This is a genomic window from Streptomyces sp. NPDC001068, assembly GCF_042897315.1.
Taxonomy (GTDB): domain Bacteria; phylum Actinomycetota; class Actinomycetes; order Streptomycetales; family Streptomycetaceae; genus Streptomyces.
This window is the reverse complement of record NZ_JBIAYD010000003.1, coordinates 549,220-575,266: the sequence shown is the minus strand read 5'-3', so window position 1 is coordinate 575,266 and position 26,047 is coordinate 549,220. Positions and strand designations below refer to the sequence as shown.

25 protein-coding genes are annotated in these 26,047 nt (G+C 71.6%); 16 read left to right on the top strand and 9 right to left on the bottom strand.

Annotation, left to right across the window (positions count from 1 at the left end; translation table 11 throughout):
* Window positions 1-208: 208 nt before the first annotated feature.
* Window positions 209-754: a hypothetical protein gene (locus ACFY3I_RS12000; RefSeq protein ID WP_390860454.1), complete on the top strand. Its 546-nt coding sequence runs from the start codon at window positions 209-211 to the stop codon at window positions 752-754.
* Here ACFY3I_RS12000 and ACFY3I_RS11995 read toward each other — a convergent pair.
* From ACFY3I_RS11995 to ACFY3I_RS11980, 4 genes are all read right to left on the bottom strand, one after another.
* Window positions 726-1,328 carry a nucleoside triphosphate pyrophosphatase gene (locus tag ACFY3I_RS11995; RefSeq protein WP_365284163.1) on the bottom strand — a complete coding sequence of 201 codons (603 nt, stop codon included), beginning with the start codon at window positions 1,326-1,328 and terminating at the stop codon, window positions 726-728. The two genes, ACFY3I_RS12000 and ACFY3I_RS11995, sit on opposite strands and share 29 nt — an antisense overlap.
* A gap of 86 nt (window positions 1,329-1,414) precedes the next feature.
* On the bottom strand, window positions 1,415-1,543 hold the full coding sequence (mmpB, locus tag ACFY3I_RS11990) for a morphogenic membrane protein MmpB (protein ID WP_365284165.1): 129 nt from the start codon (window positions 1,541-1,543) through the stop codon (window positions 1,415-1,417).
* A gap of 124 nt (window positions 1,544-1,667) precedes the next feature.
* A complete protein-coding gene (locus ACFY3I_RS11985; RefSeq protein ID WP_365284167.1) occupies window positions 1,668-1,877 on the bottom strand; it encodes an acyl-CoA carboxylase epsilon subunit in 210 nt (69 codons plus the stop codon).
* An 11-nt stretch (window positions 1,878-1,888) separates the two neighbouring features.
* The gene (locus tag ACFY3I_RS11980; protein ID WP_390860453.1) at window positions 1,889-3,481 is read right to left on the bottom strand and encodes an acyl-CoA carboxylase subunit beta; all 1,593 of its coding nucleotides are present in this window, start codon (window positions 3,479-3,481) and stop codon (window positions 1,889-1,891) included.
* A gap of 110 nt (window positions 3,482-3,591) precedes the next feature.
* Here ACFY3I_RS11980 and ACFY3I_RS11975 point away from each other — a divergent pair, with 110 nt between their 5' ends.
* The 6 genes from ACFY3I_RS11975 (at window position 3,592) to hutH (ending at window position 10,642) form a co-directional block, all read left to right on the top strand.
* Window positions 3,592-4,467 (top strand): biotin--[acetyl-CoA-carboxylase] ligase, encoded by an 876-nt coding sequence (locus tag ACFY3I_RS11975; protein ID WP_365284171.1) that lies wholly within the window; start codon window positions 3,592-3,594, stop codon window positions 4,465-4,467.
* Between the two features lie 187 nt (window positions 4,468-4,654).
* Entirely contained in the window at window positions 4,655-5,776 is a 1,122-nt protein-coding gene (locus ACFY3I_RS11970; RefSeq protein WP_365284173.1) for an adenylate/guanylate cyclase domain-containing protein, read from the top strand.
* A 256-nt stretch (window positions 5,777-6,032) separates the two neighbouring features.
* On the top strand, window positions 6,033-6,416 hold the full coding sequence (locus ACFY3I_RS11965; RefSeq protein WP_390860452.1) for a hypothetical protein: 384 nt from the start codon (window positions 6,033-6,035) through the stop codon (window positions 6,414-6,416).
* A 529-nt stretch (window positions 6,417-6,945) separates the two neighbouring features.
* Window positions 6,946-7,740, top strand: coding sequence for an enoyl-CoA hydratase/isomerase family protein (locus ACFY3I_RS11960; RefSeq protein WP_390860451.1), 795 nt, complete (start codon window positions 6,946-6,948; stop codon window positions 7,738-7,740).
* A 130-nt stretch (window positions 7,741-7,870) separates the two neighbouring features.
* Window positions 7,871-9,013, top strand: a complete 1,143-nt coding sequence (locus ACFY3I_RS11955) for a diguanylate cyclase domain-containing protein (protein ID WP_390860450.1) — start codon at window positions 7,871-7,873, stop codon at window positions 9,011-9,013.
* A gap of 90 nt (window positions 9,014-9,103) precedes the next feature.
* Window positions 9,104-10,642 carry a histidine ammonia-lyase gene (gene hutH, locus ACFY3I_RS11950; RefSeq protein ID WP_390860516.1) on the top strand — a complete coding sequence of 513 codons (1,539 nt, stop codon included), beginning with the start codon at window positions 9,104-9,106 and terminating at the stop codon, window positions 10,640-10,642.
* Between the two features lie 403 nt (window positions 10,643-11,045).
* Here the strand turns inward: hutH and ACFY3I_RS11945 are convergent, their stop codons facing one another.
* Together ACFY3I_RS11945 and ACFY3I_RS11940 are read right to left on the bottom strand one after the other, a co-directional pair.
* A complete protein-coding gene (locus ACFY3I_RS11945) occupies window positions 11,046-11,828 on the bottom strand; it encodes a hypothetical protein (RefSeq protein ID WP_390860449.1) in 783 nt (260 codons plus the stop codon).
* A gap of 41 nt (window positions 11,829-11,869) precedes the next feature.
* The gene (locus ACFY3I_RS11940; protein WP_365284183.1) at window positions 11,870-12,187 is read right to left on the bottom strand and encodes a hypothetical protein; all 318 of its coding nucleotides are present in this window, start codon (window positions 12,185-12,187) and stop codon (window positions 11,870-11,872) included.
* A 109-nt stretch (window positions 12,188-12,296) separates the two neighbouring features.
* Here ACFY3I_RS11940 and ACFY3I_RS11935 point away from each other — a divergent pair, with 109 nt between their 5' ends.
* The 5 genes from ACFY3I_RS11935 to ACFY3I_RS11915 all read left to right on the top strand — a co-directional run bounded on the left by ACFY3I_RS11935 (window position 12,297) and on the right by ACFY3I_RS11915 (window position 20,117).
* Window positions 12,297-12,641, top strand: coding sequence for a hypothetical protein (locus tag ACFY3I_RS11935; RefSeq protein ID WP_365284185.1), 345 nt, complete (start codon window positions 12,297-12,299; stop codon window positions 12,639-12,641).
* A gap of 221 nt (window positions 12,642-12,862) precedes the next feature.
* Window positions 12,863-14,107 carry an Ig-like domain-containing protein gene (locus ACFY3I_RS11930; RefSeq protein WP_390860448.1) on the top strand — a complete coding sequence of 415 codons (1,245 nt, stop codon included), beginning with the start codon at window positions 12,863-12,865 and terminating at the stop codon, window positions 14,105-14,107.
* Window positions 14,108-14,250: 143 nt separating this feature from the next.
* A complete protein-coding gene (locus tag ACFY3I_RS11925) occupies window positions 14,251-15,744 on the top strand; it encodes an ABC transporter permease (protein ID WP_390860447.1) in 1,494 nt (497 codons plus the stop codon).
* Window positions 15,745-15,866: 122 nt separating this feature from the next.
* The gene (locus ACFY3I_RS11920) at window positions 15,867-16,550 is read left to right on the top strand and encodes an ABC transporter ATP-binding protein (RefSeq protein ID WP_390860446.1); all 684 of its coding nucleotides are present in this window, start codon (window positions 15,867-15,869) and stop codon (window positions 16,548-16,550) included.
* A gap of 318 nt (window positions 16,551-16,868) precedes the next feature.
* On the top strand, window positions 16,869-20,117 hold the full coding sequence (locus ACFY3I_RS11915) for a S8 family serine peptidase (RefSeq protein WP_390860515.1): 3,249 nt from the start codon (window positions 16,869-16,871) through the stop codon (window positions 20,115-20,117).
* Window positions 20,118-20,198: 81 nt separating this feature from the next.
* On the opposite strand, the gene ACFY3I_RS11910 is transcribed toward ACFY3I_RS11915, so the two are convergent.
* Complete coding sequence (locus ACFY3I_RS11910) at window positions 20,199-21,104, bottom strand: helix-turn-helix transcriptional regulator (protein WP_365284195.1); 906 nt, start codon at window positions 21,102-21,104, stop codon at window positions 20,199-20,201.
* A gap of 171 nt (window positions 21,105-21,275) precedes the next feature.
* Between ACFY3I_RS11910 and ACFY3I_RS11905 the strand changes: the two genes are divergently transcribed.
* Together ACFY3I_RS11905 and ACFY3I_RS11900 are read left to right on the top strand one after the other, a co-directional pair.
* A complete protein-coding gene (locus ACFY3I_RS11905; RefSeq protein WP_365284197.1) occupies window positions 21,276-22,319 on the top strand; it encodes an NAD(P)-dependent alcohol dehydrogenase in 1,044 nt (347 codons plus the stop codon).
* A gap of 219 nt (window positions 22,320-22,538) precedes the next feature.
* Window positions 22,539-22,922 (top strand): VOC family protein, encoded by a 384-nt coding sequence (locus tag ACFY3I_RS11900; protein WP_365284199.1) that lies wholly within the window; start codon window positions 22,539-22,541, stop codon window positions 22,920-22,922.
* A gap of 3 nt (window positions 22,923-22,925) precedes the next feature.
* Here the strand turns inward: ACFY3I_RS11900 and ACFY3I_RS11895 are convergent, their stop codons facing one another.
* Window positions 22,926-24,038, bottom strand: coding sequence for a serine hydrolase domain-containing protein (locus ACFY3I_RS11895; protein ID WP_390860445.1), 1,113 nt, complete (start codon window positions 24,036-24,038; stop codon window positions 22,926-22,928).
* Between the two features lie 187 nt (window positions 24,039-24,225).
* Here ACFY3I_RS11895 and msrA point away from each other — a divergent pair, with 187 nt between their 5' ends.
* Both msrA and ACFY3I_RS11885 read left to right on the top strand, forming a co-directional pair.
* Window positions 24,226-24,738 (top strand): peptide-methionine (S)-S-oxide reductase MsrA, encoded by a 513-nt coding sequence (gene msrA, locus ACFY3I_RS11890; RefSeq protein ID WP_390860444.1) that lies wholly within the window; start codon window positions 24,226-24,228, stop codon window positions 24,736-24,738.
* A 181-nt stretch (window positions 24,739-24,919) separates the two neighbouring features.
* A complete protein-coding gene (locus tag ACFY3I_RS11885) occupies window positions 24,920-25,270 on the top strand; it encodes a hypothetical protein (RefSeq protein ID WP_390860443.1) in 351 nt (116 codons plus the stop codon).
* Between the two features lie 38 nt (window positions 25,271-25,308).
* On the opposite strand, the gene ACFY3I_RS11880 is transcribed toward ACFY3I_RS11885, so the two are convergent.
* Entirely contained in the window at window positions 25,309-25,869 is a 561-nt protein-coding gene (locus ACFY3I_RS11880) for a L,D-transpeptidase family protein (protein WP_365284207.1), read from the bottom strand.
* Window positions 25,870-26,047 lie beyond the last annotated feature (178 nt).

Genomic DNA, 26,047 nt, shown 5'->3' with positions numbered 1-26,047 from the left:
GCCCCGCGATGTGCTCAAGGTCTCTGTGAGAGCGTGCCGCGCCCCACAGTGTTTCTTTGTCGAGTCCCTACGAATGGCCCAATGAATCTTTGCGGGCGCCCGGCCCCTTGTCCCCGGGTTTACCCGTTAGTAGCGTTCGCGATGTCTTGAACGTACTTCAAGTAACAGCGGCTCTCGCCGGGCCGTGACCGAAAGTGGGTGGGGGCCGGTGGTGCGCAGACCGGTGGCGTGGGTCGTGGCGGTCGTACTCCTCGCGGAGGCACTCGGCGTCGCCGCGCTCAACTGGTTCATGGGAGTGGTGGTCGACCGTCAGGAGATGTCCCTGGCCGGTCTCGACCCCCACAACATGTCGATGACCGCGAAGATCGGCGCGGTCGTCTTCGGCCTCTACTTCGCCCTGTGCGCCCTGGTGGCCCTGCTGGTGGCGATACGCAACCGGGCGCCCGCGGGCCTCGGCCGCATCCTGCTGATCAGCGTCGCGGTCGTGCACGGCCTGCTGGGCGCCGTGGCGTGGGGCCTGATCGGCTGGAGCGCCTTCCTGTTCATGGTGGTGGTCCTCGCCCTCGTGGTGCTGCTGCTGATGACGTACGACCGCGCGGAGGGCGCCGGCGCGGCCGCGGGGACGGGCGGGGACACGGACGGCGGCACCGGCGGTCCCGGGGACGCCGGACCGGAGCCGGGCAGGGAACCGGAGCCGAGGAAGGACGTGCCGGCCGCCGGGCCGGTCATTCCGCCGGCGCCCACAACTCCGTGATGCCGGTGCCCAGCTCCCCGAGCAGGCGGCGGACCAGCGGCAGGCTGATGCCGATCACGTTGCCGTGGTCGCCCTCGATGCCCTCGATGAACGGGGCGCTGCGGCCGTCCAGGGTGAACGCGCCCGCCACGTAGAGGGGTTCGCCGGAGGCGACGTACGCGGCGACCTCCGCGTCGGTGGGCTCGCCGAACCGGACGACGGTGGAGGCGGTCGCCGACACGTGCCGGTTGCTCGCCGTGTCCCACACGCAGTGCCCGGTCTGCAGGGTGCCCGCCCGGCCGCGCATCGACTTCCAGCGGGCGGTCGCCTCCTCGGCGTCCGCCGGCTTGCCGAGCGCCCGGCCGTCGAGGTCCAGCACCGAGTCGCAGCCGATCACGATCGCGCCCCGCACGTCGGGGCGGGCGGCCACCACCGACGCCTTGGCCTCGGCCAGGGCGAGGGCCAGTTCGGCCGGGGTGGGGGCGGTGACGGCGTCCTCGTCGACGCCGCTGACGATCACCTCGGGGGCCAGACCCGCCTGACGCAGCAGGTTCAGCCGGGCGGGGGACTGGGAGGCGAGGACGAGTCTGCGCATGGGGGCAGCGTAGTGGCTGCGGCCGGGGCGGAGGGGCGCGGTTCCGGCGGTGCCGGGCGGGGGCGCCGCGGGGCGGCCCCGGAGTGTCATCTGACGCCCAGCACGATCATCAGCAGGATCATGACCAGCGCCAGGAAGACGCCGAGCCGCCGGAGGGCGTTCTGCATGTCCTGCAGGTCCTTCGGCGGCTCGTCTTCGGGGTCCGACCAGAGCATCTCTCCAGCCTGCCGCCCCACCGGGGCCGGCGCCTGAGTAGGGGTACTCAAATCGGAGCCCGGACTCGTACTTCCGGGCGCCGGGCCTCGTTCGGGCGCCGGGCCTCGCGCGCCCGAGGCGGCCTCAGCCCGGCCAGAAGGTGCGGGTCCAGGCGTTCGGGCCCGGGTGCGGGAGCCGCTGCCGGGCGATGCGGGACGGGTCGGACCAGGCGGTCCGTGCCGTCGCGGTACCGGACGGGGCGTCCGGCACGGCGGCCGCCCGCGCCCTGACCACCGCCAGCGCGGCGGCCAGTTCCTCCGGGGTCGGGTTGCCCCGTATGACCTTGATCGTCACAGCGGCTCTCCTTACAGGGGGATGTTGCCGTGCTTCTTCGGGGGCAGGGACTCGCGCTTGGTGCGGAGCTGGCGCAGGCCCTTGACGACGTGACGGCGGGTGTCCGAGGGCATGATCACCGCGTCGACGTAGCCGCGTTCGGCGGCGATGTAGGGGTTGAGGAGGTGGTCCTCGTACTCCTGGATCAGGCGCGCCCGGGTGGCCTCGCCGTCCCCCGCGGCCTCCGCCTCGGCGATGGTGCGGCGGTGCAGGATGTTGACCGCGCCCTGGGCGCCCATGACGGCGATCTGGGCGGTCGGCCAGGCGAGGTTGAGGTCGGCACCCAGGTGCTTGGAGCCCATGACGTCGTAGGCGCCGCCGAAGGCCTTGCGGGTGATGACGGTGATCAGCGGGACGGTCGCCTCGGCGTAGGCGTAGATCAGTTTGGCGCCGCGGCGGATGATGCCGTCGTGCTCCTGGCCGACGCCGGGGAGGAAGCCCGGCACGTCGACGAAGGTGATGACCGGGACGTTGAAGGCGTCGCAGGTGCGGACGAAGCGGGCCGCCTTCTCGCTGGCCTTGATGTCGAGGCAGCCCGCGAACTGCATCGGCTGGTTGGCGACGATGCCGACCGGGTGCCCCTCGACCCGGCCGAAGCCGGTGACGATGTTCGGCGCGAACAGGGCCTGCGTCTCGAAGAACTCGCCGTCGTCGAGGATGTGTTCGATCACCGTGTGGATGTCGTACGGCTGGTTCGCGCTGTCCGGGACCAGGGTGTCCAGCTCGCGGTCCTCGTCGGTGACCGACAGGTCGGCCTCCTCGGGGAAGACCGGGGCCTCGGAGAGGTTGTTGGACGGCAGGTACGACAGCAGCTGCTTGATGTACTCGACGGCGTCCTTCTCGTCGCCCGCCATGTGGTGGGCGACGCCGGAGACCGAGTTGTGGGTGCGTGCGCCGCCCAGCTCCTCGAAGCCGACGTCCTCGCCGGTGACCGTCTTGATGACGTCCGGGCCGGTGATGAACATGTGCGACGTCTGGTCGACCATGACCGTGAAGTCGGTGATGGCCGGCGAGTACACGGCGCCACCGGCGCAGGGGCCCACCACCAGGCTGATCTGCGGGATCACACCGCTGGCGTGCGTGTTGCGGCGGAAGATCTCGCCGTACGCGCCGAGGGAGGCGACCCCCTCCTGGATCCGGGCGCCGCCGGAGTCGTTGATGCCGATGACCGGGCAGCCGGTCTTCAGGGCGAAGTCCATCACCTTGACGATCTTCTGGCCGTAGACCTCGCCGAGGGCGCCGCCGAAGACGGTGAAGTCCTGTGAGAAGACCGCGATCGGACGGCCGTCCACGGTGCCGTAACCGGTGACGACACCGTCGCCGTAGGGCCGGTTCCTCTCCAGGCCGAAGTTGGTGGAGTGGTGGCGGGTGAACTCGTCCAGCTCGACGAAGGAGCCCTCGTCGAGGAGCAGCTCGATCCGCTCACGCGCCGTCAGCTTGCCCTTGGCGTGCTGCTTTTCGACGGCACGCTCCGAACCGGCGTGTGTCGCCTCATGGACACGGCGCTGGAGATCCGCGAGCTTCCCCGCGGTCGTGTGGATGTCGATCTCTTCCGGCTCGGACATCGGGATGCGGCTCCCTGCCTGCTCAAAAGGGGGGACGGTTACTCATCCGTAGCGTAGTGGGGCGCCTACCAAACGGCAGTGCGGCGTACAACACACCTAGGGTGGCTTGCATGACGCCGCGAGATGCAGCAGACGAGAACAACAATCGCTGGTCCGACCTGGACCGTCCACCGCTCGGCGCGGCGGCGCTGCGCAGGGCCCTGGTGCGGAACGACGGTCAGGGCGGCCTCTACCGCGGCGTCGAGGTCGTGCAGCGCACCGGTTCCACCAATTCCGACCTCGTGGCGCGGGCGCTGGCGGGAGACGCCGACGAGGGCGACGTCCTGGTCGCCGAGGAACAGACGTCCGGACGGGGACGGCTGGACCGCCGGTGGACGGCACCGGCCCGCTCGGGCCTCTTCTTCTCGGTGCTGCTCAGGCCGGCCGGGGTACCGGTGGCCCGCTGGGGCTGGCTGCCGCTGCTGACCGGAGTGGCCGTGGCGACCGGGCTGTCCCGGGTGGCCGGTGTCGACACGGCCCTGAAATGGCCGAACGACCTGCTGGTCACCGTCGGCGGCGAGGAGCGCAAGGCCGGGGGCATCCTGGCGGAGCGGGCCGGCGAGGACGCGGTGGTGGTCGGTGTCGGCATCAACGTCACGCTCCGCGCGGAGGAGCTGCCGGTGCCGCAGGCGGGGTCGCTGGCGCTGGCCGGGGCGGTGACCACGGACCGGGACCCCCTGCTGCGGGCGGTGCTGCGGTCGCTGGAGGAGTGGTACGGGCGCTGGCGCGAGGCGGCCGGTGACCCGGCGGTCTGCGGACTCCAGGAGACCTACGCGGCGGGCTGCGCGACCCTGGGCCGCACGGTCCGGGCCGAGCTGCCGGGTGACCGTTCGCTGGTGGGTGAGGCGGTGGCGATCGACGGCGACGGAAGGCTGGTGATCGCCACGAAGGAGGGGGTCCAGGAGCCGGTAGGAGCAGGCGACATCGTCCACCTACGCCCAGCCTGACCCCGCCAGAACCACGAGCAGCCGCACGACGGGCCCCCACCGCCCCGCAGCCGACACCCGACCGCCCACCCCCGCACTCACCTCACCCCCGGACATCCGCCCACCTCACGAAGTGAGCTACCGCACAGCTGCCGTAGAGTTGAGGCCGGTCGGTATGCGACCGCGGCAGATCGGAAGGGCAGCAGGCGTGACCGTCGACGACACGGGTTCCGGCGAGGCCGCGGACGCGGACGCCGCCGACTCCGGCGATGACCCGCTCGCGCTGCGCCTCGAAGGCCTGATCCTCGGTGCCGAGCGCCGCTACACCCCCTTCCAGGCGGCCCGCAGCGCCGGCGTCTCCATGGAACTCGCGTCGAGGTTCTGGCGGGCCATGGGCTTCGCCGACATCGGGCAGGCCAAGGCGCTCACCGAGGCCGACGTACTGGCCCTGCGCCGCCTCGCCGGTCTCGTCGAGGCGGGCCTGCTCAGCGAGGCCATGGCCGTGCAGGTGGCCCGGTCCACCGGGCAGACCACCGCCCGTCTGGCGGAGTGGCAGATGGATTCCTTCCTGGAGGGTCTGACCGAGCCCCCCGAGCCGGGCATGACCCGTACCGAGGTCACGTACCCGATCGTCGAACTGCTCCTGCCCGAGCTGGAGGAGTTCCTGGTCTACGTCTGGCGCCGCCAGCTCGCCGCCTCGGCCGGCCGGGTCGTGCAGTCCGCCGACGACGAGGAGATGGTCGACCGGCGCCTGGCCGTCGGCTTCGCCGACCTGGTCGGGTTCACCAGGCTGACCCGGCGCATGGAGGAGGAGGAACTCGGCGAGCTGGTCGAGGCCTTCGAGACGACCTCCGCCGACCTGGTCGCGGCCCGCGGCGGCCGGCTGATCAAGACCCTCGGCGACGAGGTCCTGTACGCCGCCGACGACGCCGGAACGGCCGCCGACATCGCCCTGCGCCTGGTGGAGACGATGGCGCACGACGAGACGATGCCGGAGCTGCGTGTCGGCATGGCCTTCGGCACCGTCACCACCCGAATGGGCGATGTCTTCGGTACGACCGTGAACCTCGCCTCCCGCCTCACCTCCATAGCCCCCCGCGACGCCGTGCTCGTGGACTCCGCCTTCGCGGAGGAACTGATCCGCTCCGGCGAGGCGCCCGCGTCGGAGGCGGAGGCCGCCGAGGCCGCGGCCGCCGCCGAGAAGGAGGGCGAGGAACCGCCCACGTACCGCTTCGCGCTCCAGCCGATGTGGCAGCGCCCGGTCCGCGGCCTGGGCGTCGTGGAGCCGTGGCTGCTCACGCGCCGGGAGACTCCCCCCGCCACCATGTGACCTCCCGCCGCCCTGTGGCCCCCGCCGCCCTGTGACCTCCGCGTGGTCGCCGGCCCGGCCGGTACCGGGAGAGCGGTGCGGGCGGTCCGGACGGTGCGCGCCGGCAACCGGCGTCATGACGCGCGTGCCGGTCGTCGGCCGGTGCGGGCCTCGGAACCACCCCGGAGAGTGCTCGGGTGAGCGCCCCGGAGACCGCCCCGGAGAGTGCCCCCGCAGACAGCCGCCCAGACCGCCCTAGAGGGTCACGCACACGCCGATGACCGGGACGCAGAGGCCCGGCTGGGCGGGGGACGAGGGCTGCGGGCCGGGGGTCGGGGCGTGGGTCGCGGGGGACGTGGTGTGCGGCGGTGCCGGGCTCGGCCCGTGGCCGGCCGGGGGCACGGGCGTGTTGGGCGACTCGGGGATGGTGGTCGCGCCCGGTCCTGCCGGTACGGCCGGTGCGGCCGGTCCGTCGGGCCCGTCGGGTCCGGCCGCACCGGCGGTCGGGGTCGCCGTCGGTGACGGCTCGGCCGTGGTGTCCGTCGTCGGCGTCGTGCTCACCCCGCCCATCAGCGAGGCCGACGAGGGAAACGCCCGGGGGATGCTGGTGGCGGTGGCCACCGTGGCGGCGGGTGCCGACCCGCCCGTGCCGGTGCCCTGATCCGGCCGGGGGCCGGCCTCGGTGGTGCCGGGGCCGCCACCGCCCGACTCGACGCCCACCCGGACGAGACCGAGGGCCCCGGCCGCCAGCGCGATACTCCCCGCGGCGAGCAGGACCCCGCGGGGACGGGGGCGGCGATGCCGTCCGCGGGGACGCGGGGCGAAGCGGCGAGGCCCGGCCGGACCGGCCCCCGCGACGGGGCGGGCCGCCGGCGCCGGCCCGGTTCGTCCGGTCGGCCGCGCGGTGCGCGGGGCCGACGCCGGTTCCGCCGGTGTCGGGTCCTCGGCCGTGAGGTCGGTGTCACGCGTCGGCCGCGTCGACGTCTCGGTCATCACGATCCCTCCCCGATGCGCCCAGGCGAGCGCACGTTATGCGCTCGCCTGGGCGGTGCGGTGGGAGTTGGGCGGGATGTCACTCGAACGGGTTGCCGGAGCCGGCCCGGGAACCGGACGGTCGCCCTTCCCCGTTCACGGCTCGACTGCGATGATCGGATCAAGGCTGTTAACCCGCGTTAACCGGAGGGTGTGTCGTGAGCGAGGAGCGGTACGGGGAGTTCGTGCTGGTACGACGGCACGGCCGGGTCGCGGAGCTGGTGCTGGACCGGCCCAAGGCCATGAACGCGGTGTCGGCGGACATGGCCCGCTCCGTCGTGGCGGCGTGCGCCGCGCTGGGCGCCGACCGGGACGCGCGCGTGGTCGTGCTGACCTCGTCGCACGAGCGGGCGTTCTGCGTCGGCGCCGACCTCAAGGAGCGCAACTCCATGACCGACGCGGAGCTGGTCCGGGCGCGGCCGCTGTCGCGCGGCGCGTACACCGGCGTACTGGAACTGCCGATGCCGACGATCGCCGCCGTGCACGGTTACGCGCTCGGCGGGGGTTTCGAGCTGGCGCTGTCCTGCGACGTGATCGTGGCCGACGGCACGGCCGTGGTGGGGCTGCCGGAGGTGTCGGTGGGCGTGATCCCGGGTGGCGGCGGCACGCAGCTGCTGCCCCGCCGGGTCGGCGCCGCCCGCGCGGCCGAGCTGATCTTCTCGGCGCGCCGGGTGGAGGCGCCCGAGGCGCGTGCGCTGGGCCTGGTGGACGAGCTGGTGGAGCCGGGCCGGGACCGGGAGGCGGCGCTGGAGCTGGCGGCCCGGATGGCGGCGAACTCGCCGGTCGGCCTGCGGGCGGCGAAGCGGGCGCTGCGGCTGGGGCACGGGCTGGACCTGCGGGCGGGGCTGGAGGTGGAGGACGCGGCCTGGCGGTCGGTGGCCTTCTCGGGCGACCGCGCGGAGGGCGTCGCGGCTTTCAACGAGAAGCGGAAGCCCGAGTGGCCCGGTGAGTGAGGTGGGGGTCCTCGGCCGCGGGACGGGACGGCCTGCGGCCCGACCGTGGCCGGCGCCGGGAGTGTCCCGGGCGGCACCTGTTCGCCGCACCGATGTCCCGAATGCGGCGATTACTCCCTAACCTGGAGTAATGGGTGACGACAACCGCCTCGCCGCCATAGTGACGCTGGCGCAGGGCATGGCAGCCGCTCACACCCCGCGTGAGTGCTGGCACGCCGCCGCCACCGGCGCCTGCCGTGCGCTGGACGGGAGCTTCGCGGCGCTCTCGGTCTGGGAGCGCGACCTCGGCCGGCTGCGCGTCCTCGTGAACGTGGGGGAGCGCGCCCCGGACGAGGAGGAGTTCCCGGACGCGGAGGCCTACCCGGTGCACCAGTTCCCGGAGATCACCGAGTTCCTCCACGAGCGCTGGGCGGGCGGTGGCGGCCCCAACGCCTGGGTGGAGACCGCCGAGGGCCCCGCCGCGGGCCGCCCCGGTTACTCGCACCGGCGGGTCGACGCCCTGCGCCGCAGGGGCCGCGGCTGCTGTCTGGTGGCGCCGATCCTGCTGCACGGCAGGGCCTGGGGCGAGCTGTACGTGGCCCGCGCGGTCCGCGAGCCCGTCTTCGGGCGCGGCGACGCCGACTTCGCCACCGTGCTGGCCTCCGTCGCCGCCGCCGGGATCGCCCAGACCGAGCGGCTCGAGGAGGCCCGGCGGCTGGCGTACACCGACGCGCTCACCGGGCTCGCCAACCGCCGGGCCGTCGACGCGCACCTCGACGAGGCGATCGACCTGCACCGCGCGGACGACGCCGTGGTCAGCCTGGTCGTCTGCGACCTCAACGGGCTGAAGAAGGTGAACGACAGCCGCGGGCACGCTGTCGGCGACCGGCTCCTGGAGCGGTTCGGCTCGGTGCTGTCGCTGTGCGGGGCGATGCTCCCCGGCGCGCTGGCGGCGCGGCTCGGCGGCGACGAGTTCTGTCTGCTGGCGGTGGGGCCGCCGGCCGACGACGTGGTCAAGGTGGCCGGGGAGCTCTGTCGCCGGGCCGGGGAGCTGGAGTTCGGGGAGGGGGTCGCGTGCGGGGTGGCCTCGACCGCCGACCCGATCGGGCCGGTGCGCTCGGCCCGCCGCCTGTTCCGGCTCGCCGACGCCGCGCAGTACCGTGCCAAGGCGCTCCGCGCGGACCGGCCGGTGGTGGCCGGCCGGGAGGGGCCGGACGACCCCGTCCTGCGCCTGGCCGACGCCCCCTCGCCGGACCGGTCCGAGCGGCGCAGCTTCCGGGGCCGGCGGCCCTGACCGCGGGGCTGTGACGTGGCAGTAAGGGGCAACCCTGTACCCCGCTAGTGACAGCAGCGACATTCAATGCGTACGCTCCTGAATATGGATATGCACACTGTGGTGGTGGGGACGTCCGGAGTCACCGCGTCCGACGTTCTCGCCGTGGCGCGCGGCGGCGCCCGCGTCGAACTCTCGGCGGAGGCCCTCGACGCGCTCGCCGCGGCCCGGGAGATCGTGGACGCGCTGGCGGCCAAGCCGGAGCCGGTCTACGGCGTCAGCACCGGATTCGGCGCCCTCGCCTCCCGGCACATCAGCCCCGAACTCCGCGCCCAGCTGCAGCGCAACATCGTGCGCTCGCACGCGGCGGGCATGGGACCGCGGGTGGAGCGCGAGGTCGTACGGGCTCTGATGTTCCTGCGTCTGAAGACCGTCTGCTCCGGTCACACCGGTGTGCGGCCCGAGGTCGCCCGGACCATGGCCGACGTGCTGAACGCCGGTATCACCCCGGTCGTGCACGAGTACGGCTCCCTGGGCTGCTCCGGCGACCTGGCCCCGCTGTCCCACTGCGCGCTCACTCTGATGGGCGAGGGGGACGCGGAGGGCCCGGACGGCGTCGTGCGTCCCGCCGGGGAACTGCTCGCCGAGCACGGCATCGCACCGGTCGAACTGCGCGAGAAGGAGGGGCTCGCGCTCCTCAACGGCACCGACGGCATGCTCGGCATGCTGGTCATGGCCCTCGCCGACCTGGACACGCTCTACAAGTCCGCCGACGTCACCGCAGCGTTGAGCCTGGAGGCGCTGCTCGGCACCGACAAGGTGCTGGCGCCCGAGCTGCACGCGATCCGCCCGCACCCCGGGCAGGGCGACAGCGCCGCCAACATGCTCGCCGTGCTCAAGGGCTCCCAGCTCACCGGGCACCACCAGGACGACGCGCCGCGCGTCCAGGACGCGTACTCGGTGCGGTGCGCGCCGCAGGTCGCCGGAGCCGGCCGGGACACCCTCGCGCACGCCCGTCTGGTCGCCGAGCGGGAGCTGGCCGCCGCCGTCGACAACCCCGTCGTGCTGCCCGACGGCCGGGTCGAGTCCAACGGCAACTTCCACGGCGCGCCGGTCGCCTACGTCCTCGACTTCCTCGCCATCGCGGTCGCCGACCTCGGGTCCATCGCCGAGCGGCGCACCGACCGGCTGCTGGACAAGAACCGCAGCCACGGGCTGCCGCCGTTCCTGGCGGACGACGCGGGTGTCGACTCCGGCCTGATGATCGCCCAGTACACGCAGGCGGCTCTGGTGAGCGAGCTGAAGCGGCTCGCCGTTCCGGCGTCGGCCGACTCGATCCCGTCCTCCGCGATGCAGGAGGACCACGTCTCCATGGGATGGTCGGCGGCGCGCAAGCTGCGGACGGCCGTGGGCAATCTGGCGCGGATCATCGCAGTCGAGCTGTACGCGGCGACCCGGGCGATCGAACTGCGGGAGGGGCTGACGCCGGCGCCGGCCTCGGCCGCCGTGATCGAGGCGGCTCGCGCCGCCGGGGTTCAGGGGCCGGGGCCCGACCGGTTCCTCGCGCCCGACCTGGCCGCCGCCGAGGAGTTCGTGCGGGGCGGGGCGGTCGTGGAGGCGGCCGAGAAGGTGACCGGGCCGCTGCGGTGACGCGGGCTGCGGTGCGGTGACGTGGGCTGCCGTGAGGTGGGCTGAGCCGAGGTGGGGCTGCGGGTGCCGGCGCGTGAGAGCCGGCCGCGCAGTTCCCCGCGCCCCCGAGCAGGCCTGTCTTCCGTGCCCTCGGGCGGTGCGGTTCCCCGCGTTCGTGAGGTGCGCAGTTCCCCGCGCCCCCGAGCAGGCCTGTCTTCCGTGCCCTCGGGCGGTGCGGTTCTCCGCGTTCGTGAGGTGCGCAGTTCCCCGCGCCCCCAAGAAGCTGTGCCCTCCGTGCCCTCGGGCCGCGCAGTTCCCCGCGCCCCCGAGCAGGCCTGCCCTCCGTGCCCTCGGGTCGTGCGGTTTGCCGTGCCCCCGAGGTGAGGAGTCTCCCCGCGCCCGAAGAGGGGCGGGGAGACGGGTGTCACTTCAGCTTTGCCGACTGGGCCTTGATGACCGGGGCCGGTACCGAGTAGGTCTTTCCGCTCATCATCGCGCCGATGTTCATCGTGGAGTACGTCGCGAGCGTGTTGCCGTGGCGCACCACCTCCGCGTGCAGCGGGCCCTTGTCGCCGTCCATGTCCGTGACCGCGGTGAACGCCACCGACTCGTCACCGGTGCCCGAGGGCTTCGTCGCGGTGACCTTCGTGACCTTCTGCTCGTCGCCGGCGGAGCCGCCCGTGAAACCGGCGCCGCACTCCTCGACCGCCGTCGACAGCGCCTTCAGGGCCTGCTGCGCGCCGTTCCCGTCGTACGACGACAGGTCGAGGGACGTGATGTCCATGTTCAGCGAGTCCTTGATCGCACTCTCGAACTTGCCGTCGGCCATGTCGTCGAGGGAGGTCGCGTCGTCGGTCGGGTCCTTCTTGTCCTCCCGGACCGTGCGGCCGATCTCCGCGGCCGCGTCGGCCGGGGCGAGACCGGTGAGGACGTAGGCCAGCGGACGGCACTTCTCGTCGCTCGACCTGATCTTGCTCCGGACCGGAGCGGCCGAGCCGACCGCGTTGATCTTGTAGCCGTCCAGCTCGCCCTGCGCGAGGATCTGCTGCTTCAACTCCGCGGTGCTCAGCGCCTTCACGGTGGACGCGGAGTCCTTGGCCGCGGACGCGTCCCCGGAACTCCCGTCGGAGCAGGCCGTGATGAGGGTGAGGGACAGTGCGCCGCCGATGGCGAACGTACACATCCGCGCGCCCGATGATCTCTTCATGCCAGGACTGTGAGCCCCCGGTCAAGGATCGGTCAAGTTGTTTAAAATTCCAGCCGCTCCCGGCGGACCGAATACACCACGAACCCGGCGCCGACGGCGAGGAAGAGGGTGCCGCCGATGACGTACGGCGTGGTGTCCGGGCTGCCGGTGTCGGCGAGTTGACCCGCGTCCCCGGCCGCCTCTGACGTGGCCTCGGACAGTGCCCTGGCCTGCTGGGTGACCTGCGCCGCCGTACCCTCCGACGTGCCGGTTCTCGCCGGGGTGTCCTGTGACGCGTGGGCGGACGGGACGAACCACAGCGCACACAGCAGGGTGCCTGCGGCGGTGGCGGTCAGCAACGGGCGGCGAGCGGATGACACGGAATATCGATCCCCTTGTGGCGCTGGCGAATTGGCCGTGTGAGGCGATGTTAGTGAAAATCGCGGGTCACGGGAAAGTCACGGGAGGTTTCGGCCGTACGCTCCCGGCATGAGCACTCCAGAGACATCACGTTTTGTGCGGCTTCGAGTGGAGCTGGTCCTCGAGGTCGAGGACGCCGACGAGGTCACCAAGGTCGCGCTGCAGCGGATCGCCGAGGACCCCGAGCTGCCCGGCGAGGAACGTACGCACGCCGAGGCGGCTGTGACCGAGGACACCGCCGAGGCCCTCGCCTATCTCGTCGACCCGTTCGACCTGGTCGGCGAGGTGCCCGGCATCGAACTCCAGCAGGCCTCCTGGTCCACCGAGTACGTCGCCTACGACCCGGATTCGCCGGAGTGGGACCTCGACGGGGATGATGGCGACGACGACGAGGAAGAGGACCGCATCGGCTGAGCTTTCCAGGGAAGCAGTGACCCCGGACGGCAGCCGCCGTCCGGGGTCTCGTCGTCCGGGACGGCGCACGGACCGGCCCCTCCGCACCGGCCGCACCGGCGGACGTGGTGTGCCCCACACCTCTGCGAGATGTGGAACGGGACCGGCCGGTCGTAGCGTTGAAGGTTCTTGACGGGGGCTCCCGGTTTTTCGCGGACTCGGCAACGATGGAGAAGCGTGTGATGACGGACAGTAAGCGGCGCAAGGGTCTGGTGGCCGCGTCCGCACTGCTCGGCGGTGTGCTGGTGCTCACGGCGTGTTCCGGAAGCGACGACAAGGCGTCCGGCAGCGGTGAGAGCTCGCAGGCCCGGTCGGACCAGGCCGCGGCGAAGAAGTCGTCCCAGGCCGACATCACGATCACGCCCAAGGACGGCTCGGACAACGCGTCGATCAACAACTCCGCCGCCGTCACCGTCAGCAAGGGCACGCTCACCAGCGTGACCATGACCACGGCCGACGGCACCGCGGTCACCGGCGCGCTGTCCGCCGACAAGACGACCTGGAAGCCCTCCGCCCAGCTCGACCGGTCCACCACCTACAAGGTCGCCGCCGAGGCCAAGGACTCCGCCGGGCTGGTCGCCCACGAGAACGCCTCCTTCACCACGGTCTCGCCGGCCAACAGCTTCATAGGCAGCTTCACGCCGGAGGACGGCTCGACCGTCGGCGTGGGCATGCCGGTGTCGATCAACTTCGACAAGCAGATAACCGACAAGGCCGCCGTCCAGAAGGGCATCACGGTCACCTCCAGCAGCGGCCAGGAGGTCGCCTGCCACTGGTTCTCCACCCAGCGCATGGACTGCCGTCCCCAGGACTACTGGAAGGAGAACTCCACCGTCACGCTGAAGCTGGCGCTCGACGGTGTGCAGGGCGCCTCCGGTGTCTACGGCGTCCAGCAGAAGACGGTCACCTTCCACATCGGCCGCAACCAGGTCTCCTACGTCGACGCCAAGACCAAGGAGATGCGGGTCACCGAGGACGGCAAGACCGTCAAGACCATCCCGATCTCCGCGGGTTCGCCGGAGAACAAGACGTACAACGGCGTCATGGTGATGTCCGAGAAGTTCAAGGAGACGCGCATGAACGGCGCGACCGTGGGCTTCACCGACAGCGACGGCAAGGGCGAGTACGACATCAAGGACGTGCCGCACGCCATCCGCCTCACCAGCTCCGGCACCTTCCTGCACGGCAACTACTGGGGCCCCAAGTCCGTCTTCGGTGCCGTGAACACCAGCCACGGCTGTGTCGGCCTCTCCGACACCAAGGGCGCCAACGACACCAGCACCCCCGCGTACTGGATGTTCAGCCACTCGATCGTCGGCGACGTCGTGGTCATCACCAACACCGGCGACAAGACGGTGGCCCCCGACAACGGCCTCAACGGCTGGAACATGGACTGGGCCGCCTGGAAGGCCGGTTCGGCCGTCTGACCGTCCGGATCACAGCCCACGCACAGTCGGCCGATGCCGCCCCCAGGGGCGGCATCGGTGTTTCCGGGGCCCGGCACAGCCTTCTCATGCTTCTCTTATTTCGGCCTTATCGAGCCATCACGGTGCCTCCCTACCTTGCGGTCATGTTCTTCACCTACCTGAGGCGCGAACTGCGCCGCCGCAGAAAGGCGGCTCTCGTCGTCGCCTCCGGCCTCGCGCTGGGCATCGCGCTGGTCATCGTGGTCAACTCCGTGTCCAACGGCATGGGGAAGGCACAGGACAAGGTCCTCCAGTCGCTGTACGGCCTGGGTACGGACATGACCGTCACCAAGGCCGCGTCGGCCTCCACGGGCGCGTCCCAGCGCCCCCGGTTCAACTTCGACGCGCGGGAGAACGGCTCGTCGGACACGCAGAGCAGCGACCGCGTCATGGTGCAGGGCTTCACCACCCTCGCCTCGACCACCGTCACCAAGGTCGGCGACCAGAAGGGCGTGGCGGCCGCGGTCGGCGGGCTGAACCTCAACGTGGTCAAGATCAGCGGCCAGTTCACCCGGGGCCAGTTCCAGCAGAACCCGGGTTCCGGCGGCAACGGCGGCGGATTCGGCCGCAACGGCGGCGGCAGCGGCCAGCCGCAGGGCGAGGTCCGCGGCGGTGGCGCCGACTTCGACGTCAACTCGTACACGGTCTACGGCACCGACGTCAGCCAGACGGACATCGGCCCGCTGACCTCATCGAAGATCACCAGCGGCCGTACCTTCAAGACGACCGAGACCGACGCCAAGGTGCTGGTCGCGGACTCGGCGTTCGCCAAGGAGAAGAAGTACAAGGTCGGTTCGACGGTCACCGTCAACAAGGTCAAGTACACGGTCATCGGCATCGCGACGGCCGACAGCGGTGACGCGGCGGCCAACCTGTACATGCCGCTGAAGCAGGCGCAGACACTGGCCGGCGAGAAGAACAAGGTCACCACGATCTACGTCAAGGCGACCGACTCCCAGCAGATCTCGGCCGTCAAGTCGACCATCCAGAAGAACGTCTCGGGTACGACGGTCACCACCTCCGCCGACCTCGCGGACACCGTCTCCGGCTCCCTGTCCACGGCGTCCTCCCTCGCCACCAACGTCGGCAAGTGGCTGTCCATCGCGGTGCTCGTGGCCGCGTTCCTGGTCGCCGGACTGCTGACCTCCTCGGCGGTCTCCCGCCGGGTCCGCGAGTTCGGCACGCTCAAGGCGCTGGGCTGGAAGTCCCGCCGGGTCACCGGGCAGGTCGTCGGTGAGGCCATGGTCAACGGCCTGGTCGGCGGCGCGCTCGGCATCGCGCTCGGCCTCGCGGGCGCGTACGTCGTCACCGAGGTAAGCCCGACCCTGGACGCCTCCCTCGGCCGCGGCGGCGGCGGCGGTGGCGGCTTCGGCGGCGGTGGCGGCGGCTTCGGCGGTGGCGGTGGCGGTGGCTTCGGCGGCGGCCCCGGCCGGCAGACCGCGAAGACGCTGGAGGTCGCCCTGACGGCACCGGTCAGCGTGACGACGATCGCGGTGGCGGTGGGGCTGGCGGTGGCCGGCGGCCTGATCGCGGGCGCGTTCGGCGGCTGGCGGGCGTCGAGGCTGCGGCCCGCGGACGCGCTGCGGCGCGTGGAGTAGCCGACGTCGGCCGTGGCCGGGGTGGAGGCGCCCCGCAGAGGCGCGGGGAACCGCGCGACCAGCCCCCACCCGCCCGCGGCCGACAACGCACCGCCCCACCCCGAACCCTCCCAGGAGTCCCCATGTACGAACTCAGAAACGTCACCAAGCTCTACTCCCGCGGCAAGGACACCGTCCACGCCCTCGACGGCGTCGACCTCACCATCGCGGACGGCGACCGCCTGGTCATCCAGGGCCCGACCGGCGGCGGCAAGTCCACCCTCCTGCAGATGCTCGGCGGCCTGGACCGGCCGACCTCCGGCGAGGTCGTCCTCGACGGGACCGACCTGGCCAAGCTCTCCGAGACCAAGCTGACCCGGGTCCGCAGCGAGAACATCGGTTTCGTGTTCCAGTCGTTCAACCTGATCCCGACGCTCACCGCCCAGGAGAACGTCGAGACCGCCCTCGTCCCGCTCGGCGTCAAGGCCAGGGACCGCCGTGAGCGGGCCGCCGAGGCGTTGACCTCCGTCGGCCTCGGCGAACGCCTCGGGCACCTGCCCGGCGAGATGTCCGGCGGCCAGCAGCAGCGCGTCGCCATCGCCCGCGCCCTCGTCAAGCAGCCCAAGGTGCTGCTCGCCGACGAACCCACCGGCAACCTCGACGAGGGCATGCGTGACGAGATCATGGACGTGCTGGAGCGCATGTGGAAGGAGCACGGGCTGACCTTCATCATGGTCACCCACGACTCCGCGATCGCGAAGAAGGCCCCGCGTCTGGCGACCATCCGCAAGGGCAAGATCACCGTCAAGGAGAACGCGGGCGCGTGAGATGCGTCACGGGGTGGCATTGCCTAGCACTGAACCCCTCTGCGCGACCGCGCAGTTGGGTAACAGTGTCCGCCCCTGCGGGTAACAGTTCCCGGGTCCGTCTCTTACCGGTCTCTCATGTCTTGAGCCCACTGATCACCCCCCGGCATACTCCGTGTTCCGGGGGGTTGACGCACATGCGTACGAAGCTGCCCCCGGCCGGGTGAACGGGGAATTCGCCCGGCACACCGTCTCCCAGGGGGAGTCTTGCGCAGACAAGTGAAAAGGGCTGCCGCGGCCACCGTGGCCACGGCAGCGGCCGTCGCCCTCGCCGCAGGCATGACCAGCCCGGCGTCGGCGAAGCCGGAACAGCGCGCCGCCGCGACCGCCGCGGCCGCCTCGGCGGTGGCCGGCAGGCACCACGTCACGCTGATCACCGGTGACCGGGTCGCCCTCGACGCCAAGGGCCGGGTCATCGGCATGGAGCGGGCCGAGGGGCGCGAGCACATACCTTTCCAGATCCGCAAGGCCGGCGGGCACACCCTCGTCGTCCCCGGTGACGCCATCCGACTGGTCGCCACCGGCAAGCTGGACCAGCGGCTGTTCGACGTCACCGAGTTGGACAAGGCCGCCACCCGCAAGGCGCAGAAGAACGGCCTGAAGGTCATCGTCGGATACCAGGGCGCCGCCGGTGCCGCCAAGGCCGACGTCCGCGACGCCGGCACCCTGCGGCACACCCTCAGGACGCTCAACGCCGACGCCGTGCAGACCCCGGTCAAGGACACGCCGGAGCTGTGGGACGCGGTCACCGACGGGGACAGGGCCGCCTCCGGCATCGCGCACGTCTGGCTCGACGGCGTCCGCAGGGCCAGCCTCGACAAGTCCGTGCCGCAGATCGGCGCCCCCAAGGCGTGGGCGGCCGGCTACAACGGCAAGGGCGTCAAGATCGCCGTCCTGGACACCGGTGTGGACACGACCCACCCGGACCTCAAGGACCAGGTGATCGAGTCCAAGAACTTCACCACGGCCGCCGACGCCTCGGACCACTTCGGCCACGGCACGCACGTCGCGTCCATCGCGGCGGGCACCGGCGCCAAGTCGCACGGCAAGTACACCGGTGTCGCGCCCGGCGCGAAGATCCTCAACGGCAAGGTCCTGGACGACACCGGCTCCGGTGACGACTCCGGCATCCTGGCCGGCATGGAGTGGGCGGCGGCCCAGGGCGCCGACGTCGTCAACCTCAGCCTCGGCGGCTACGACACCCCGGAGATCGACCCGCTCGAAGCCGAGGTCAACAAGCTCTCCAACGAGAAGGGCATCCTGTTCGCGATCGCCGCGGGCAACGAGGGCCCCGAGACGATCGGTTCACCGGGCAGCGCGGACGCCGCGCTCACCGTCGGCGCCGTCGACGGCAACGACGAGCTCGCCGACTTCTCCTCCACCGGCCCCAGCGCCGAGGGCACCATCAAGCCGGACGTGACCGCGCCCGGCGTCGACATCACCGCTGCCGCGGCCAAGGGCAGTGTCATCGACCAGGAGGTCGGCGAGAACCCGCCGGGCTACCTGACCATCTCGGGCACGTCGATGGCGACCCCGCACGTCGCGGGGGCCGCCGCGATCCTGAAGCAGGAGCACCCCGACTGGGGCTACCAGCAGCTGAAGGCCGCGCTGACCGGCTCCGCCAAGGGCGGCAAGTACACGCCGTTCGAGCAGGGTTCGGGCCGGATCCAGGTCGACAAGGCCATCAAGCAGACCGTGGTGGCCGACCCGGTGTCGGTGAACCTCGGTGTGCAGCAGTGGCCGCACACCGACGACACCCCGGTCACCAAGCAGCTCACCTACCGCAACCTCGGCACCAAGGACGTCACCCTCGGCCTCTCGGTGAGCGGCACCGGCCCCGGCGGCGCGGCTGCTCCGGCCGGCTTCTTCAAGCTGGGCGCGACCGAGGTGACCGTCCCCGCGGGCGGCACGGCCGCCGTCGACGTCACCGCCGACACCAAGCTCGGCGGCACCCTCGACGGTGCCTACTCCGCCTACGTCACGGCGACCGGCGACGGCCAGAGCGTTCGTACGGCGGCCGCGGTCCGGCGCGAGGTGCAGTCGTACAGCGTCACCGTGAAGCACATCGGGCGCGACGGCAACCCGACCGGCGTCTACAGCACCGACCTGGTGGGCTACACGGGCCTCGGCCAGGACAGTGACCTCGTCGTGCCGGCCGACAACTCCGGCACCGCCACGATCCGGGTACCGAAGGGCACGTATCTGCTCGACGCCCTGATCGCGAAGGACTTCAACACCCTGGAAGGCGGTGTCGACTGGCTGGTCCAGCCGAAGGTCAGTGTCACCAAGGACCTCACGCTCACCGTCGACGCCCGCACCACCAAGGCGGCCGACATCACGGTGCCGGACGCCCAGGCGAAGCCGGGCTTCGCGGCGGTCGACTACATGTACGACCCGGCGGGCGCCGGGTTCGGGGTCGGTGCCGAAAGCTTCGGCGACATCCGGATCGCGCCGCTGGGCGGCGAGGTCGCGAGCGGCCTGACCCAGACCTGGAGCGGCCAGTTGACCAAGGGCGACGACGAGGAGTACGACGTCGCCACCAGCGCCCAGGTCAAGAAGGTCCAGGGCGACAAGGTCCGGCACTTCAAGGCCGGCGAGTTCGCCACGGTCGAGAACAGCCTCGGCGCCGCCGCCTCCGGCAAGACCGGCTCGCTCGGCGCGTGGGGCATCGTCGGCGACGACGCGTCGGCGATGACCGTCTACACGGAGCAGAAGCTGCCGAGCACCCGGACCGTCCATGTCTCCACCGTGGACGGCGCCCTGTGGGGCTTCGACTTCGCCCAGGTCAGCGGCCACGACACCCAGGGCCTGCCGATCGCCGACGCCTTCTACTCGGTCGACCCGCAGAAGTACCAGGCGGGCAGGAGCTACCGGAACACCTTCAACAGGGCGATCTTCGGCCCGCATCTGAGCAGCGAGTACGGTCTGTACCGCGACGGAAACCAGATCCTCGGCGTCGTCCCGCTGTTCTCCGACAGCGCCAAGCACGCCGGGTCCTCCGACTTCCTGTCGGTGAACACCACCCTGTACCGCAACGGCACCAAGGTGGGCTCGAACAAGGACCCGCTGTTCGGCGACGGCGTCTTCGCCGTGCCGTCCGCCGACGCCGAGTACAAGCTGACCACCTCGGTCATCCGCTCGGTCAAGGTCGCCGCCGCCTCCACGCGGATCGACGCGAGCTGGACCTTCCGCTCGAAGAGGCCGGCCGCCGGTTCCCTGGCCAAACTGCCGGCCTCCACCGTCCACTTCGGCGCCAACACCGGATCGGACAGCCGCGTCGAGGCGGGCAGCAAGGTCACCTTCCCGGTCACCGTCGAGGGTGCGGCCGCCGGCCGCAACCTGAAGTCCCTCTCGGTCTACGTGTCGTACGACTACGGCAAGACCTGGAAGAAGCTCACGGTCAGCCACGGAAAGATCACCGTCAAGAACCCGGCCAAGGGCAAGGCCGTCTCGTTCCACGCCAAGATCGCCGACAAGAAGGGCAACAAGTCGACGATCTCGATCTACAACGCGTACTACGCCAGGTGAGCCGTAGCCGCTGAGAGCGAGCGGCCCGCCGGAAGCGCGGCTTCCGGCGGGCCGTTCCCCTTGTCCGCGGCGAGGGCCTGGTCAGGCCAGGTCGGGGGCGGAGGCCACCCGGGTCGCGTCCGTGCCCCAGCTGGCCAGCAGCCGCAGCGCCTGCGCCGACGCCGAGCCCGGCTCCGCGTGGTACGTGACCAGGACCTGGTCCGGATCGTCCGGCATCCGGAACGACTCGAAGCTGAGGGACAGCTCGCCCACCAGGGGGTGGTGCAGCCGCTTCAGCCCGTGGCTCTTCTCCTTGACGTCATGCGTCGCCCACAGCCGGCGGAACTCCTCGCTCTTCACCGACAGCTCGCCGACCAGCGCGGACAGCCGGGTGTCGTCGGGGAAGCAGCCCGCGTCCATGCGCAGCAGGCACACGATGTCGATCGCCTTCTGCTCCCACTCGACGAAGAGATCGCGGTACTCGGGCCGCAGGAACACCAGCCGCGCCCAGTTGCGCTCCGCGACCGGCAGCTCCGCCCAGTCACCGAAGACCGCGGCCGCCATCCCGTTCCAGGCCAGGATGTCCGAGCGGCGCCCACCGATGTACGCCGGTACGCCGTCCATCGCCTCCAGCAGCTGCCCCAGCGCCGGGCGCACCTGCTGCGGGCGCGCGGCCCCCTTCTTCTTGTGCTGCTTGCCCTTGGCCAGGTGCATCAGGTGCGCGTGCTCGGCGTCGGTGAGTCGCAGCGCCCGGGCGATCGCGTCCAGCACCTCCGCCGACACGTTCCGCCCGTTGCCCTGCTCCAGGCGCGTGTAGTACGCCACCGACACTCCGGCCAGCTGGGCCAGCTCCTCGCGCCGCAGCCCCGGCACCCTGCGGTGCCGCCCGAAGTCCGGCAGCCCCACGTCACCGGGGAGCAGCCGGGCCCGCCGGGTCCGCAGGAACTCGCTGAGCTCGGCACGCCGGTCCAGGGGCGGGGCGGGGGAGGTCGGGGGCTGCTCTTCCATGAGTCCAGTATTCACGGTCGTACGCACGGGAACCTGACCCCGCCAGTGGTAGGCACGCCGGACGTACGCAGAGGCGGGGGCTGGGTGGCGGACGTAGCGTGGAGGAGTCTGGATACGTGTCCGGGAAGAAAGACGACCGGGCACGACCACACCCCTAGGAGAACCCCCCTCATGACCACTGTTGCTGCTTACGCCGCGCCCGCCGCGAAGGCCCCGCTGGAGCGGACCACGATCGAGCGGCGCGCGGTCGGCGAATTCGACGTCCTCATCGACATCCAGTTCGCCGGAATCTGCCACTCCGACATCCACCAGGCCCGCGAGGGCTGGGGTACGGCGATCTTCCCGATGGTGCCCGGTCACGAGATCGCGGGCGTCGTCTCCGAGGTCGGCACGGGTGTCACCAGGTACGCGGTGGGGGACCGCGTGGGCGTCGGCTGCATGGTCGACTCCTGCCGCGAGTGCGACAACTGCAAGGCCGGCCTCCAGCAGTACTGCACCGGCGGCGGCCCGACCTGGACCTACAACGCCGTCGGCAAGGACGGACAGCCGACCTACGGTGGCTACTCGCAGAAGGTCGTCGTCGACGAGAACTACGTCGTCCGCATCCCGGACGGCCTCTCCCTCGACGTCGCCGCGCCCCTGCTGTGCGCCGGCATCACCACGTACTCCCCGCTGAAGCACTGGAACGCCGGTCCCGGCAAGAAGGTCGCCGTGGTCGGACTCGGCGGCCTGGGCCACATGGGCGTCAAGATCGCCGCCGCCCTCGGCGCGGAGGTCACCGTCCTGTCCCAGTCGCTCCGCAAGAAGGACGACGGCCTCAAGCTGGGCGCCACCGACTACCGCGCGACCAGTGACCCGAAGACCTTCGAGGACCTCAAGGGCACGTTCGACATCATCCTCAACACGGTGTCGGCGCCGCTCGACTTCGACGCCTACCTCTCGCTGCTGCGCACCGACGGCGCGATGGTGAACGTCGGAATCCCGGAGGAGCCGGTGCAGATCCTGCTCTCCTCCGTCTTCGGCCACCGCCGCGTCCTGACCAGCTCCGGCATCGGCGGCATCCAGGAGACCCAGGAGATGCTGGACTTCTGCGCCGAGCACCAGCTGGGCGCCGAGATCGAACTGATCGACGCCGACCAGGTCAACGAGGCCTACGAGCGGGTCGTCAACAGCGACGTCCGCTACCGCTTCGTGATCGACGCGGCGACCATCTGAGTCACCGTCCCTGTCTCCGGCCGACGAGCCGGAGCAGGCAGGGGCCGCCGACCGGGGACGCGCGCACCCACCGGGATCTCCGGCGGGGGCACCGGGGCGCGCGCCACCGGGCCGGCGGCCACCGGTACCGCACTGAGCAGGCCTTGGCAGGCCTCAGCGGGCCTCAGCGACCTTGTGCGGCCGGCGCCGGGAGTACGTTGGGCAGGAGGAGGTCCCACGATGACCGTGAACCTGAACCACACCATCGTCGCCGCACACGACAAGCACGAGTCGGCACGGTTCCTCGCCGACATCCTCGGACTCGAAGTCAGCCCGGAATACGGCCCGTTCGTGCCGGTCGCGCTGCCCAACGGCGTCACCCTCGACTACATGGACAGCCCCGGGGACATCCCCCCGCAGCACTACGCCTTCCTGGTTTCCGAGGACGACTTCGACGAGATCTTCACCCGCGTCCGCGGCGCGGGCCTCACCTACTGGGCCGACCCGCACCACAGCCACCCCGGTGAGATCAACACCAACGACGGCGGCCGCGGCGCCTACTTCGACGACCCCGACGGCCACCGTCTGGAGATCCTCACCCGCCCCTACGGCAGCGGCGGCTGACGGTCACCCCCGCAGGCCCTTGAGCCCGTCCTGCGCGGCCATGACCAGTTCGACGGCGCGGTTGTCGGCCGCCGGTTCGCGCATCTGGTTCGTCACGTAGGCGATCGCCAGCCGCTCGTCCGGATCGACCCAGACCAGTGCGCCGCCCCAGCCGCCCCAGCCGAGGGCGCTGCCGAAGAGGCCGTAGCCCAGGCCGTAGCGGGAAGGCATGCCGAGGGTCCGGTCGAATCCGTCGAACTGCACCTCCGCGGCCCGCGCGCAGCCGGCCGGCGACAGCACCCGAACCCCGCCGACGGTTCCGCCGCAGGCGAGCAGGGACTGCACGAGGGCGACGGACCGGGCGTTGCCGAAGCCGCTCGCGGCGGGGATCTGGGCGCGGCGCCAGGCGACGCCGTTGCCGTCCCGGACCCGGAGGACGGCGACACCGGCGCGGGTCGCGGTCGCGTCGCCGTCCCGGGCGCCGGCCGCGTAGTCCTCGTCCCGGCCCGGCGGCGGCACGGTGGGCGCCACCCGCCGGTCGTGCTCGGCACCCAGGCCGATGTGGAAGTCCGCGCCCAGCGGCCCGGCCACCTCGGCGGCGAAGAACTCGCCCACGCTCCGCCCGGTGATCCGGCGCACCACCTCACCGACGAGGAAACCCTGGGTGAGCGAGTGGTACCCGGCCGCCGTCCCCGGTTCCCACTGCGGAGCCTGCCCGGCGAGCCGGGCGGTGGCCGTGGCCCAGTCGTACAGTTCCTCGACCGGTCCCTCCCAGTCGGGCAGCCCCGCCGTGTGCGAGAGCAGATGCCGCACCAGGACGCCCTGCTTGCCCGCCGCGGCGAACTCGGGCCAGTACCGGGCCACCGGCGCGTCGGGATCCAGCTCACCCCGGTCGATCAGGACGAGCGCGCACAGGGCGGTCATCGTCTTGGTCACGGAGAACACGTTGACGATGGTGTCCCGCTCCCAGGGCAGCGTCCGCCCCGCGTCGGCGAACCCGCCCCACACGTCGACCACGGCCTCCCCGTCCACGAAGACGGCGACGGCACCCCCCACGTCCCCCTCGTCCAGCAGTCCGGAGAGCATGGTGGGCACGGCGGCGAACAACTCGTCGTAGGAGCCATGAATGTCGGCCATACGAGCCATTCAGCCCGCCCGCACCCGGCCGCCGCAACCCAATTGCCGGCACGGCCTCCGGACGGTGACCGGACGGACACGGAATCGCCCGGGGGCCTCGCGTGTTGTGGGGAGTGGGCGCGGAAGACCGGGATGTGCGAGCCGGCCGGCCCGAATGACCGAGCTGACAGAATGTGGAGGGTCCGTAATGGCTGGGCAGACGCAGAGGGCCGTGCTGGCGGGCGGATGCTTCTGGGGGATGCAGGACCTGATCCGCCGGCTCCCGGGCGTGACCGGGACCCGGGTCGGGTACACCGGGGGAGACGTGCCGAACGCGACGTACCGTAACCACGGCACGCACGCGGAGGCCATCGAGATCCTCTTCGACCCCGAGAAGACCGACTACCGGGCGATCCTGGAGTTCTTCTTCCAGATCCACGACCCGAGCACCAAGAACCGCCAGGGCAACGACATCGGCCTCAGCTACCGTTCCGCGATCTACTACGTGGACGACGAGCAGAAGCGGATCGCCGTGGACACGATCGCGGACGTGGACGCCTCCGGCCTCTGGCCGGGCAAGGTCGTCACCGAGGTCGAGCCGGTCGGGCCCTTCTGGGAGGCGGAGCCGGAGCACCAGGACTACCTGGAGCGTTACCCCGACGGCTACACCTGCCACTTCCCGCGCCCGGGCTGGCGACTGCCGGCCCGCACGGAGGGCTGACGAGCCCCGGCCGGGCGGGCGGTGAGATCCGAGCAGGGCTGACCGGGGGCCGGGCCCGGCGGACCGGACATCCGGTTCGCCGGGCCCGGCCGTGCGACCGGTCCGCCGCGGTGCCCGGCCCGTCGCCGGAGCCTCGGACGGGACGTGCCCGCCCTGCGGCGCAGGCGCTACGATCCACCCCGTGGAAGCCAAGGGGGAGCAGGGGCGGCGACTCGATCCGGTGGCCGGGCTCTGGCTCGGGGTACTGGTGCTCGACCTCGCCGTGACCTGCTGGGTCGCGGGTGTGCTCGTCACGTGGTCGGTGCAGGACCACACCGATCCGACGGATCCCGGTCCGGTCATGGCCGATCCCTCCGACACCTTCTTCGTCGGCATGGCCGTCCTGCTCGTGCTCTCGGCCGTCGCCACGGCCTTCGCGGTGCTGCGGCGCGCGAACCAGCCGGAGACGGTGAGGGGCGGCAGAGCGGTCTCCGTACTGCGGCTGGTCCTGCTGGTTCTGGTGATCCTGGTGTCGCTCATCCCCGGTATCTGAGGGCCCCTCCCGCCGACGACGCGGCCACGGGACAGCCCTCAGGCCTTCAGCCGGTCCCGGTCCCCCATCACGACGACGGGGTGGAGGTGCGGATCGAGGGTGCGCAGCAGGGTCTTCATGCCGGCCTCGGGAACGGTGACACAGGCGGACGTGCCGTCACCGTGGTCCAGGTGCAGCCATATGCCGCCGCCCTTCTCCACTCCCTGGGGACGAGTCCAGTCGAACGGCGGCACGCCCTTGAGCCGGTTGTAGTCGATGGCGATGACGTAGTCGAACTGGTGGGCGGTGTCGTCGTCCACGTCTTCGTCGATCATGGACGTGAAGGCGTTGTCGTCGTACCAGTAGCGCAGGTGGCTGCCGGGATCGTCCTGGGCGCCTCCCGCATCCGTCAGGGAGAAGACGCCGACCGGACTGCGGTCGTCGTCCAGGCGATGATCGGTCGTCCAGCCCGACCTGCCGTTGTGCGCCCGCCAACTGCCCTTGGTCTTCCAGGCGTTGCCCTGTTTCTGGTAGAGCACGACGGTGCTCTCGTCGGAGTTCCGGCCGTCGCCGTAGACGACCACGGCCTGCTGGGCCTTTTCCGGTACGCGCTTCGACATGCGAGTGCCGACGCCGGGGAGGCGCGGTACCGCTTTCGGGCCGGTGGAGCCCGACGCGGACGGGTTGTTGACGCCCGGGGCGCCGACGTGACTCCTGTGCTCGTCGGACCCGGCGCACGCGGTGCTGCCGGCGAGAAGGACACCGCAGGCCAGCGCCGCGGATATGACATGACGTCGA

Excerpts from the sequence above, each read along its gene's own strand:
- ACFY3I_RS11995 (WP_365284163.1), bottom strand. The coding sequence starts at position 1,328 with ATGCGCAGACTCGTCCTCGCCTCCCAGTCCCCCGCCCGGCTGAACCTG.
- mmpB (WP_365284165.1), bottom strand. The coding sequence starts at position 1,543 with ATGCTCTGGTCGGACCCCGAAGACGAGCCGCCGAAGGACCTGCAGGAC.
- ACFY3I_RS11980 (WP_390860453.1), bottom strand. The coding sequence starts at position 3,481 with ATGTCCGAGCCGGAAGAGATCGACATCCACACGACCGCGGGGAAGCTC.
- ACFY3I_RS11975 (WP_365284171.1), top strand. The coding sequence starts at position 3,592 with ATGACGCCGCGAGATGCAGCAGACGAGAACAACAATCGCTGGTCCGAC.
- ACFY3I_RS11965 (WP_390860452.1), top strand. The coding sequence starts at position 6,033 with ATGACCGGGACGCAGAGGCCCGGCTGGGCGGGGGACGAGGGCTGCGGG.
- ACFY3I_RS11955 (WP_390860450.1), top strand. The coding sequence starts at position 7,871 with ATGGGTGACGACAACCGCCTCGCCGCCATAGTGACGCTGGCGCAGGGC.
- hutH (WP_390860516.1), top strand. The coding sequence starts at position 9,104 with ATGCACACTGTGGTGGTGGGGACGTCCGGAGTCACCGCGTCCGACGTT.
- ACFY3I_RS11945 (WP_390860449.1), bottom strand. The coding sequence starts at position 11,828 with ATGAAGAGATCATCGGGCGCGCGGATGTGTACGTTCGCCATCGGCGGC.
- ACFY3I_RS11935 (WP_365284185.1), top strand. The coding sequence starts at position 12,297 with ATGAGCACTCCAGAGACATCACGTTTTGTGCGGCTTCGAGTGGAGCTG.
- ACFY3I_RS11930 (WP_390860448.1), top strand. The coding sequence starts at position 12,863 with ATGACGGACAGTAAGCGGCGCAAGGGTCTGGTGGCCGCGTCCGCACTG.
- ACFY3I_RS11925 (WP_390860447.1), top strand. The coding sequence starts at position 14,251 with ATGTTCTTCACCTACCTGAGGCGCGAACTGCGCCGCCGCAGAAAGGCG.
- ACFY3I_RS11920 (WP_390860446.1), top strand. The coding sequence starts at position 15,867 with ATGTACGAACTCAGAAACGTCACCAAGCTCTACTCCCGCGGCAAGGAC.
- ACFY3I_RS11915 (WP_390860515.1), top strand. The coding sequence starts at position 16,869 with ATGACCAGCCCGGCGTCGGCGAAGCCGGAACAGCGCGCCGCCGCGACC.
- ACFY3I_RS11910 (WP_365284195.1), bottom strand. The coding sequence starts at position 21,104 with ATGGAAGAGCAGCCCCCGACCTCCCCCGCCCCGCCCCTGGACCGGCGT.
- ACFY3I_RS11905 (WP_365284197.1), top strand. The coding sequence starts at position 21,276 with ATGACCACTGTTGCTGCTTACGCCGCGCCCGCCGCGAAGGCCCCGCTG.
- ACFY3I_RS11900 (WP_365284199.1), top strand. The coding sequence starts at position 22,539 with ATGACCGTGAACCTGAACCACACCATCGTCGCCGCACACGACAAGCAC.
- ACFY3I_RS11895 (WP_390860445.1), bottom strand. The coding sequence starts at position 24,038 with ATGGCCGACATTCATGGCTCCTACGACGAGTTGTTCGCCGCCGTGCCC.
- msrA (WP_390860444.1), top strand. The coding sequence starts at position 24,226 with ATGGCTGGGCAGACGCAGAGGGCCGTGCTGGCGGGCGGATGCTTCTGG.
- ACFY3I_RS11880 (WP_365284207.1), bottom strand. The coding sequence starts at position 25,869 with ATGTCGAAGCGCGTACCGGAAAAGGCCCAGCAGGCCGTGGTCGTCTAC.